This window comes from Streptomyces sp. NPDC000880 (genome assembly GCF_053599675.1).
The window spans coordinates 1-10,118 of sequence record NZ_JBSFMS010000184.1 but is presented as its reverse complement, the minus strand read 5'-3'; the positions used below and the strand labels follow the sequence as shown (position 1 = coordinate 10,118).

8 protein-coding genes are annotated in these 10,118 nt (G+C 72.2%); 3 read left to right on the top strand and 5 right to left on the bottom strand.

The window, feature by feature from the left end; genetic code table 11:
* Nucleotides 1-106: 106 nt before the first annotated feature.
* Entirely contained in the window at nt 107-2,251 is a 2,145-nt protein-coding gene (locus ACWDO5_RS33805; RefSeq protein WP_450534381.1) for a primosomal protein N', read from the top strand.
* A gap of 210 nt (nt 2,252-2,461) precedes the next feature.
* Here ACWDO5_RS33805 and ACWDO5_RS33800 read toward each other — a convergent pair whose 3' ends face one another.
* The gene (locus ACWDO5_RS33800; RefSeq protein ID WP_450534380.1) at nt 2,462-2,998 is read right to left on the bottom strand and encodes a hypothetical protein; all 537 of its coding nucleotides are present in this window, start codon (nt 2,996-2,998) and stop codon (nt 2,462-2,464) included.
* A 252-nt stretch (nt 2,999-3,250) separates the two neighbouring features.
* On the opposite strand from ACWDO5_RS33800, the gene fmt reads away from it, so the two are divergent.
* Together fmt and ACWDO5_RS33790 are read left to right on the top strand one after the other, a co-directional pair.
* Nucleotides 3,251-4,195, top strand: coding sequence for a methionyl-tRNA formyltransferase (gene fmt, locus ACWDO5_RS33795; protein WP_450534379.1), 945 nt, complete (start codon nt 3,251-3,253; stop codon nt 4,193-4,195).
* A gap of 121 nt (nt 4,196-4,316) precedes the next feature.
* Nucleotides 4,317-5,750 carry an RsmB/NOP family class I SAM-dependent RNA methyltransferase gene (locus ACWDO5_RS33790; RefSeq protein ID WP_450534378.1) on the top strand — a complete coding sequence of 478 codons (1,434 nt, stop codon included), beginning with the start codon at nt 4,317-4,319 and terminating at the stop codon, nt 5,748-5,750.
* A gap of 270 nt (nt 5,751-6,020) precedes the next feature.
* On the opposite strand, the gene ACWDO5_RS33785 is transcribed toward ACWDO5_RS33790, so the two are convergent.
* The 4 genes from ACWDO5_RS33785 to ACWDO5_RS33770 all read right to left on the bottom strand — a co-directional run bounded on the left by ACWDO5_RS33785 (nt 6,021) and on the right by ACWDO5_RS33770 (nt 10,002).
* Complete coding sequence (locus ACWDO5_RS33785; RefSeq protein WP_450534377.1) at nt 6,021-7,646, bottom strand: amidase family protein; 1,626 nt, start codon at nt 7,644-7,646, stop codon at nt 6,021-6,023.
* 265 nt (nt 7,647-7,911) lie between these two features.
* Nucleotides 7,912-8,619, bottom strand: a complete 708-nt coding sequence (locus ACWDO5_RS33780) for an MIP/aquaporin family protein (RefSeq protein WP_450534376.1) — start codon at nt 8,617-8,619, stop codon at nt 7,912-7,914.
* A gap of 286 nt (nt 8,620-8,905) precedes the next feature.
* Nucleotides 8,906-9,694 carry a zf-HC2 domain-containing protein gene (locus tag ACWDO5_RS33775; protein ID WP_450534375.1) on the bottom strand — a complete coding sequence of 263 codons (789 nt, stop codon included), beginning with the start codon at nt 9,692-9,694 and terminating at the stop codon, nt 8,906-8,908.
* A gap of 5 nt (nt 9,695-9,699) precedes the next feature.
* Nucleotides 9,700-10,002, bottom strand: a complete 303-nt coding sequence (locus ACWDO5_RS33770; protein ID WP_450534374.1) for a sigma factor-like helix-turn-helix DNA-binding protein — start codon at nt 10,000-10,002, stop codon at nt 9,700-9,702.
* Between the last annotated feature and the right edge of the window lie 116 nt (nt 10,003-10,118).

The window sequence follows — 10,118 nt, the reverse complement described above, 5'->3', positions numbered from 1 at the left end:
CGAGCACGCCCCTGCCCCGGCACATCCCGATGCCCGCGCCCCGGGATCCGGACCGACAAGGTCCGGGGCCGCCGTGCTGTCAGTGGCGTCTGGTAGGAATTTGGCTGTGAGCAGCGACGACAAGCAGCCCGAGGAGCCCGCCGCCGGTGGGCCGGAGCAGCTTGCTCTCATCCGGGAGACCGTGCGCAAGGCGAAGGTCCCCAAGGCCAAGCCGCGGACCTGGCGAGGGGCCACGCTGGCCAAGGTGCTGCCCGTCGCACGGGTGGTGGTCAACAAGGGCGTGCTCCATCTCGATCAGTACTTCGACTATGCCGTGCCCGAGGAGCTGGACGCGGACGCGCAGCCCGGGGTGCGGGTGCGGGTGCGGTTCGGGGCCGGGGCGCACCGTGTGCGGGAAGGGCGGCGGGAAGGGGGCGGGCTGATCGACGGGTTTCTCATCGAGCGGCGTGCCGAGACGGACTACGGGGGAGCGCTCGCCGCGCTCGCCTATGTCGTCTCACCCGAGCCGGTGCTCAGCCCTCAGATGCTGGCCCTCGCGCGCGCGGTCGCCGATCGGTATGCGGGCAGCCTGGCGGATGTGCTGCAGCTCGCCATCCCGCCCAGGAACGGACGGGCCGAGTCGAAGCCCTCGCCGGAGCCGCTGCCGCCGCCCGCCGCGCCGGACGCCGGGACCTGGGGGCGGTACGGCCGCGGAGCGGCGTTTGTGGAGGCGCTCGCGGGCGGGGGTGCGCCGCGGGCCGTGTGGACCGCGCTGCCCGGGCCGCAGTGGCCGGACGAGCTGGCGCGGGCCGTCGTGGCGACGCTCGCCGCGGGGCGGGGTGCGCTGGTCGTCGTGCCCGACGGGCGGCGTGCGGCCCGGGTCGACGCCGCGCTCACCGCGCTGCTGGGGCAGGGCCGGCATGCGGTGCTGACCGCCGAGTCCGGGCCCGAGAAGCGGTACCGGCAATGGCTCGCCGTGCGGCGGGGGTCGGTGCGGGCCGTCGTCGGGACCAGGGCCGCGATGTTCGCTCCCGTACAGGATCTCGGACTGGTCGCCGTCTGGGACGACGGCGACTCCAGCCACAGCGATGAGAACGCACCGTTCCCGCATGTGCGCGAGGTCCTCGAGCTGCGGGCCACGCACGACAGGTGCGGCTTCCTGCTGGGGAGTACGAGCTGCACGGTGGAGGCGGCCCAGCTGGTGGAGAGCGGCTGGGCCCTGCCGCTGATCGCCGACCGTGAGCAGGTACGCAGTGCGGCGCCCCTGGTGCGTACGGTCGGGGACGGGGAGCTGGCGCGGGACGAGGCGGCGCGGGCGGCGCGGCTGCCGAGTCTGGCCTGGCAGACCGTCCGCGACGGGCTGAAGAGCGGACCGGTGCTGGTCCAGGTGCCCAGGCGGGGCTATGTGCCCAGGCTCGCGTGCGAGCGGTGCCGCACGCCCGCGCGGTGCCGGCACTGTTCCGGGCCGCTGGAGGCGCCCGACGAACGGGATCTGACCTGTGGGTGGTGCGGGCGCGGTGCGGTGGACTGGCACTGCGCCGCGTGCGGAAGTACGAGACTGCGCGCCCAGATCGTGGGTGCGCGGCGTACGGCGGAGGAGCTCGGCCGGGCCTTCCCCGCGGTCCAGGTGCGCACATCGGGCCGCGACCATGTGCTGGACACCGTGCCGGGGCGGCCCGCGCTGGTGGTGAGCACGCCGGGCGCGGAGCCCGTCGCCGACGGCGGATACGCGGCGGCGCTGCTGCTCGACGGCTGGGCGATGCTGGGACGGGCCGACCTGCGGGCGGGCGAGGATGCGCTGCGGCGCTGGATGGACGCCGCATCGCTGGTGCGCGGGCAGAGCGAGGGCGGCACGGTGGTGATCGTCGCTGAGCCGACACTGCGGCCGGTCCAGGCGCTGGTGCGCTGGGACCCGGTCGGGCACGCGCAGCGCGAGCTGGGCGAGCGGGCGCAGCTGGGGTTCCCGCCGGTCTCCCGGATGGCGTCGGTGACGGGCCGTGCGGAGGCGATCGCCGCGTTTGTGGCGACGGCCGGACTGCCCGGCGACGCGGAGCTGCTGGGTCCGGTGCCGCTCCCGGTCACCGATCCGGGCAGACCACGGCGGCCGGGTGACCCCCCGGTGGGCGAGGTGTGGGAGCGGGCGCTGCTGAGGGTGCCGTCGGGCAGCGGGGCGGCGCTGGCGGCCGCGCTCAAGTCGGCACAGGCGGCCCGGCTGGCCCGCGGGGGCATGGAGCCGGTACGGATCAGGATCGACCCGCCGGACATCGGCTGACGGCATGGGGGCAAGGCCACACCACGGACGAGTCGGGACCCGCCCGGTCGTTCGCAGCCCGCCGGGCCACGCGCGTATGCCTGCGGCGCCCGCCAGGCCGCGCGTTGCGCTGTCGTCCCCGCCTCCACGTACAGCGGCCGTCCTCGCCCCCCCACGTACACAGCAAACGGCGGCCCCCACCCGTCAAGGGCAGGGGCAGCCGGGGGAAGATCAGCCGTTGCGCGGGCCGGGGAAGGCGCTCGGGCGGGCCTCCTCGCGGAGGGATTGGGCGGTGACCGCCGGCTGCGGCGGCATCGCGCGGGCGGCGGGGACGGCCGGCAGGCCCGAGCCCACGGGCAGCGTGCGGGTCGGCGTCGGGTCCGCGCCGTGGTCCATGTCCACCGGGTCCGTCTGCTGCGCGGCCCGTCGCGCGCCGTAGCGGCGGTGGACCGCCTGCTTGGTCACCCCGAGTGCCGAGCCCACCGCGTCCCAAGAGAAGCCCAGCGAACGATCGAAGTCCACGGCCGCGGTCACCAGTGTCTCGACGCTGTCCCGCAGCTCCTGCGCAAGACGGACGGTCGGGGCCGGCGCCCTGCCATAGACGACGAAGCCCGTGGAGGGGCCGGATCGGCGCGGGCGGTAGACATTTCCCAGCTGGGCGGTGAGCGTGCGCAATGCGTCCACCTGCCGCCGGACCCGCTCGATGTCCCGCACCAACAGATGCAGGCTTGCTCGGGCTTGAGCGTCGTGGGTTGCGTGGTCGGCCATTGACAAGCCTCTCGAACCGGCGTTGAAAAGGAGTCGGGCCGCATCCGGGGCGGCCCGTTTCGGTCAATCTCTCTTGACCAACGCTCTACGTGGCGATGTGGTCACGCTGCGGGAGCGTTTTGCGCATATGCGCGGGGGCGCACGGTCCTCCGTACGCCCCCGCCCCCCCGGCCCATAGACTGGTGCGCCGCTCGTCACCGCACGCATCACCAGCTATTTGCACATACCAGCCTGAGAGGCAGTCAGCCACCGATGAAGCTCGTCTTCGCAGGCACCCCCGAGGTCGCCGTACCCTCCCTGGACGCCTTGATCGCCTCCGGCCGGCATGAAGTCGCCGCCGTCGTCACCCGGCCCGACGCACCCGCCGGACGCGGCCGCCATCTGGTGGCCAGCCCGGTCGCCCAGCGCGCCGAGGAAGCTGGGATCGAGGTGCTCAAGCCGGCCAAGCCGCGGGACGAGGCATTCCTGGCGCGGCTGCGCGAGATCGCGCCCGAATGCTGCCCGGTCGTCGCTTACGGGGCGCTGCTGCCCAAGGTGGCCCTGGACGTGCCCCGCCACGGCTGGGTCAATCTCCACTTCTCGCTGCTGCCCGCCTGGCGCGGCGCCGCGCCGGTCCAGCACGCCATCCTCGCCGGGGACGAGATGACGGGCGCCGCGACCTTCCAGATCGAGGAAGGCCTCGACTCAGGTCCGGTGTACGGCGTGATCACCGAGCACGTACGGCCCACCGACACCAGCGGTGACCTGCTCACCCGGCTCGCCTTCGCCGGCGCCGGACTGCTCGCCGCGACCATGGACGGCATCGAGGACGGCACCCTGCAGGCCGTGCCGCAGCCGGCCGAGGGCGTCTCGCTCGCGCCGAAGATCAGCGTCGAGGACGCGCTTGTGGACTGGAACGCTCCGGCGCTCCGCGTCGACCGCGTCGTCCGCGGATGCACCCCCGCGCCGGGCGCGTGGACGGTCTTCCGCGGGGAACGGCTCAAGCTGATCCAGGCAGCGCTGGTGCCCGACCGTACGGATCTCGCGCCCGGCGAGCTCTCCGTCGGCAAGAACAATGTGTACGTCGGGACCGGCTCGCATGCCGTCGAACTGCTCTGGGTCCAGCCGCAGGGCAAGAAGCCGATGCGCGCCGCCGACTGGGCGCGCGGGGTGCGCATCGCCCCGGGCGAGAAGGTGGGCGGCACGGACGTAGGCTGAGAGGGTTCGACCCTTTCACTGAGGTTCACTCGCGATGCCGGGCGGCCCGGCCCGGTGGGCCTGCCTCCGGCCGGGGGTCCGGGGGTGTCCCCCGGGAAGACACAGCAACAGCGGAGCACCTTTGAACGAGCAGGCACGTCGCCGTCCCCCCAAGCCGTACCGCCGTCCCAAGAAGGATCCCGTGCGGATCCTGGCCTTCGAGGCGCTGCGGGCCGTCGACGAGAGGGACGCGTACGCCAATCTCGTACTGCCGCCCCTGCTGAAGAAGGCCCGCGAGAAGGAGGACTTCGACGGCCGGGACGCGGCGCTCGCCACCGAGCTGGTGTACGGGACGCTGCGCCGCCAGGGCACGTACGACGCGATCATCGCGACGTGCATCGACCGGCCGCTGCGCGAGGTCGACCCGCCGGTGCTCGATGTGCTCGCGCTCGGTGCGCACCAGCTGCTCGGGACGCGGATCCCGACCCACGCGGCCGTGTCGGCGAGCGTGGAGCTGGCGCGGGTAGTGCTCGGCGACGGGCGGGCGAAGTTCGTCAACGCCGTCCTGCGCAAGATCGCGCAGAACGATCTGGACGCCTGGCTGGAGCGGGTCGCTCCGCCGTACGACGAGGACGCCGAAGATCATCTGGCCGTGGTGCACTCGCATCCGCGGTGGGTCGTCTCCGCACTGTGGGACTCGCTGGGCGGCGGGCGCGCCGGGATCGAGGACCTGCTGGAGGCCGACAACGAGCGGCCCGAGGTGACGCTCGTCGCCCGGCCGGGCCGCTCCACGGCCGCTGAACTGCTCGATGCGGTGGGCGAGGAGTCCGGTCTGCCCGGACGCTGGTCGCCGTATGCCGTGCGGCTGGCCGAGGGCGGCGAGCCCGGCGCCATCGAGGCCGTACGGGAGGGGCGGGCAGGCGTCCAGGACGAGGGCAGTCAGCTCGTCGCGATCGCGCTGGCGGGCGCGCCGCTGGATGGCCCCGACGAGCGGTGGCTCGACGGCTGCGCAGGCCCTGGCGGCAAGGCCGCGCTGCTGGCCGCGCTCGCCGCGGGCCGGGGCGCGTCCCTGCTGGCCTCCGAGAAGCAGCCGCACCGCGCCCGGCTGGTCGAGCGGGCGCTGGCCGGCAACCCCGGCCCGTATCAGGTCATCGCCGCGGACGGCACGCGTCCGCCGTGGCGGCCCGGCTCCTTCGACCGGGTGCTCGTCGATGTCCCGTGCTCGGGGCTCGGCGCGTTGCGGCGGCGTCCGGAGGCCCGCTGGCGGCGGCGTCCCGAGGACCTGGAAGGCTTCGCGCCGCTCCAACGCGCGTTGCTGCGCGAGGCGTTGACGGCCGTACGGATCGGGGGAGTGGTCGGCTACGCGACCTGCTCGCCCCATCTCGCCGAGACCCGGGTGGTCGTCGAGGACGTGCTGAAGGGACGCGGCGGCCCGGCCGTCGAGGCCGAGTGGGTGGACGCGAGGCCTCTGATGCCGGGCGTGCCCGCGCTGGGCGACGGTCCCGATGTGCAGCTGTGGCCACATCTGCACGGCACGGACGCGATGTATCTGGCGCTGCTGCGTCGTACGGCCTGAGGCACGCGGCCTGATGCAGCCGTCTTAAAATGAGTGACCAGAAGATGGACCTTCAGGAACTGCAAGACCGCGCTCGGGGGATTCCGGACCTCCTCATGGAGATCGCGCGAACTCATGGAGATCGCGCGATCTCCATGAGGAGGTCCGGGCCGGAAGGTGCCTTCCTCCTCCCGACCCGGACGATCGTGGCTGCGGCGCTCGTCAACGACCTCTATGATCGCCGGCACCCGGGACCGCGCTGCTCGTGCGCGGTCACCGGGCCGGATGAGGTCAGCGGGCTCGGCTCCCCAGCGGGGGCGCGCTGGCCGGTGGCCGGCGCAGGTTCGTGGCCTGCTCGAAGGAGTAGGACAACCCGATCAGCTCGGGCTCGCTGAACGCCGTACCGAGGAAGGCCAGGCTGATCGGAAGCCGGTTCGCGGTGAAGCCGTTGGGCACCATGGTCGAGGGGTAGCCGGACAGGCTGGCCAGTGCGGAACTGCCCGGGACCGACTGGCAGTTGTTCGTGGCGGGGCTGCCGGGGTAGGCGCCCGGCGGGCAGCTGGCGGTGGGGAAGACCAGCGCGTCCAGCCGGTTCTCGGTGAGAACGCTGTCGATGCCCTTCCGGAACGAGGCCGGGCCGGTGGCAAGCGCCTGCTGGTACTCGGGGTCGGTGAGCGGCCCTTGGCTCTCAGCCTGCTTCAGCCGGGGCAGCACAGCGGGCGAGATGGGGAAGCCCGGGCGGCTGCTCTGCGCGATGACATCGGCCAGGGTCTTGACCGGGACGTTCTTCTTCCTGGTCGCGAGGTAGTCGGCGAGCTGGTGCTTGAACTCCAGGTCGGAGATGCTCGCGTAGACCGAACCTGCCGACGACAGCAGCGAGTCGGGCATGTGCACGGTGACGACGGTCGCTCCGCGTGCCCTCATCGTGTCCACGGCTCGCTGAGTCGCCGCGTCGATCTCGGTGTTGCCGCCGCTGAAGTTGTCCACAATGCCGATTCGCGCGCCGGACAGCTTGTCCGCGTCCAGGAACTGCGTGTAGTCCGTGCTGCCGTGGCCCTTGCCGGCCTTGGTGCGCGGGTCCTTGGCGTCAACTCCCGTCAGAACACCGAGCATCGCCGCGCTGTCCGAGACGGTCCGGGTGAGCGGCCCTGCGACGTCGAAGGTCAGGCTGAACGGGATGATGCCGGTCCCGCTGACCAGCCCCATGGTGGGCTTGATGCTGACCAGGTCGTTGGCGGCGGCCGGACCGCGCAGTGAGCCGAGGGTGTCGGTACCCATACCGACGGCGGCGAGGTTCGCGGCGACCGCGGCACCGGGCCCGGCGCTGGACCCCGCCGGGGCGCGAGTGAGGTCGTAGGGATTGAGCGTCTGGCCGCCCATGGAGCTGTATCCCCCGCCGGGGGAGCCGCCGTGCGCCCACTCGTCCAGGTTGCCCTTGCCGAGGACGACCGCCCCGGCGTCCAGCAGGCGCTGGGTGACCGCGGCATTACTCGTCGGGTAGGTACCGGCCAGCGTTTTCGACCCGCCCGTCGTCGGCATGTCGGCGGTGTCTATGTTGTCTTTGAGGATCACCGGAACGCAGTGCAGCTGGCCGGTGAACCCATTGCGGGCGAAGGCCTTGTCGAGTGCCGCCGCCCGCTTCAGCGCCTTGTCGGACACGGTGATGTAGCTGTTGATCCGGGGACCGGCCTGGTCGTAGGCCTTGATCCGCCGCAGATAGGAGTCAACGAGCTGCGTGCACGTCAGCCGGTGGGACTGAAGTGCGGAGTGGATGCCGTCGATGGTGGTTTCGGTGAGCGTGAACGGCTTGGGCTTCTCCGGCCCCGCGTGGGCCGGGAAGGTGAGCGTTGTGGCGAGGGTCGCGGCACCTGCGAGGGTGACCAGGGCACGGTGACGGATCCGGCTGAACCGGTTCATGTGACTCCATTCGTCTGACGACCGGTCCCCCCGATACCGGCGGGCACGTGGTGGACTCAAGCGGTGGCCTCAAGTGGTGATCGAACGGTAAGGAGTGACGGTTACGGAGTCATACCGCGCATATTCCCGGCCTGTTACCGGAACGATCACGGAGTGACGGCGCGTCAGGCGGCGGGACGGGGGCCGGGACCGTGCCCGCCCGCCCGCCGCACGTCGGGCTGTGGCGCAGAGTTGGGTCAGAGCCAGCCGCAGGCCTCTGGCCGGATCACTTGTCGTCGGGGTTGAGCGCGCGGAAGGCGAATCCGGCGGCGGCGCCGGCCACGAGCTCGGCCACCAGGTAGACCCACAGCGTCGGCCAGGCGAACACGCCCATCACAGCGCCACCGACGGCTACACCCGGGTTGAACGCCCCACCGGAGATCCCGCCGACCGCGAAGGCACCCGCCACGACGGTGAAACCGATCGCCAGGCCGTAGAAGGAGTTGTCCGGGTGGTCCTTGCTGGTGGCGACATTGAGCACGACGTAGGCCAGAGCGAAGGTGAACAGGAGCTCCACCACGAAGGCAGCCGTCAGAGTGTGACCGGACAGGGCCAGGGGCTTGACCGTCGCCGCCGGGGTGACAGCGGCCCGGACGGCCACCGCGGCGAGGAGGCCGGCAGCGAGCTGCGCGATCCAGTACCCGACCGCATCACGTGTCCCTATCCGGCCCCGCACCAACGCCGCCATGGTCACGGCGGGGTTGTAGTGGGCGCCGGAGATGTGCCCGCCGGCGTAGACCATGATCATGAGGGACGAGCCGATGGCCAGCGGGGCAAGTGTGCTGCCGCTGAATACGCTGGCGCCGACCGTGAAGACGAGGAAGAACGTCCCGATCAGCTCGACGGCGTACTTCTGACCTGCCCGTGGGGGAGCGACCTCCTTCGGGGCTTCCTTGGGGGTGACGATCCTCGCGGCCTGTTGGGCGGTGGCCATCTCAATTCCTTCCGTTTCTGCGGCTACTTGCAGCCTGCGTGGCCCGGTTTCCCGGGCGTTGGCGGCATGCACGCGAGGTAGTCGCTCGTCACGGCTCTGGAGTTCCCGACCGGCCGTTATGGCGTGCGTCACAGTGCGGCGCGCGGGCGTTCGGGTACGCGTCCGCTGGCGTTCTCGGACCTTGTGTGGGTGGACGAGGCTCGAACAGCTCGGTCCTGTCCGGGCGATCTTGTCGGGCTGGGGGCACCCAGGCGAAGCTCTGGGGGAGGGACTTCTAAAACACGCCCTATCGCGTCGGTGCCGAGCCGTGGGCGGCCTTCCAGTCCACCCCGCGTCCCGAAGGCCGCACGAACCTGGCCAGGCCTGTCGGCAGACGGCGCCGCCGGAACGTGCGGAACAGGGCATGCCGGAGCAGTGGTCGGTGCGCCGGGCCATCGGTGTCCCCGCTGAAGGTCCTGGTCAGCACCGCCAGGAGCACGGCCCCCACGAGGGTGATCAGGTGCGGCGCTTCGGCGCGCATGGTCGTGTAACCGCTGGCGGCGCCGACGAAGGCGAACACTGCCAGGAACCCGACGGCCACCCCCACCACGGGCAGCATCGCCCGGGCCCAGGCTGGACGCACCGCCGCGGCCAGCAGTGCCACAGCGAGCGTGAGGTTGAAGGTGGCGAGTTCCTGTGAAGCTCGCATCGGCACCCCGACGGCCGCGCGGCCGGCCAACGCGGGGACGATGATCACGCTGTGGGCGAGCGCCGCCGCCGCCAGGCCGGAGCGGACCAGCCGCGCGGTGCGTCTGCCTTCTCGTGGAGACCGGTCCGCCAGGACGGCCGTCAGGATGCGCTCGGTGCTGTCGGGCACCGAAGGCGCCGGGATGAGCCGGGCACGACGGGTCACCAGATGGGCGGCTTCCTGCCACTGCCGGCAGCCGCGGCAGGCGGCCACATGGGCGTCCAAGTCCTCCCGGGCACCCAGCATCGCCTCGCCGTCGAGGAGAGCGGACAGCGACTCCCGGGCGGTGTCGCAGTCCATTCCGCCGGGACCCTCCAGACCCCCGGCGCCGGTTCCCATCGTCACCATGTCTTTCACCATCTCTTCGGTGTCTGGCCCCGGGGAGAGGAACCGGACGGGCGTTCGGGATAGGCCAGGCTTACCACATCACCGGACGCGCTACGTCCGGCGGAGGCCCGTGCCCGCGTGGGCGGAGCAACCCGGTCCGCGCCCAGCGCCTCGATGAGGTCGGCTCGGGCACGCGCGACGCGGGACCGGATCGTCCCGACGGGGCAGCCACACACCTGCGCAGCCTCCTCATAGGAGAGGCCGAGCAACTGCGTAAGGACGAACGAGCTGCGCCGGTCGGCGTTGAGGTGGGAGAGCAGCGCCTCCACCTCGACCTGTTCGGAGACGTGGGGGGGGGGCGGCCGGGCCCGCCGGCCCGGGGCGCCGGGTGAGGGGGGGGGGGGGCCGGGGGGGGGCGCGTAGAGAGAGTATAAAAAATACTCAA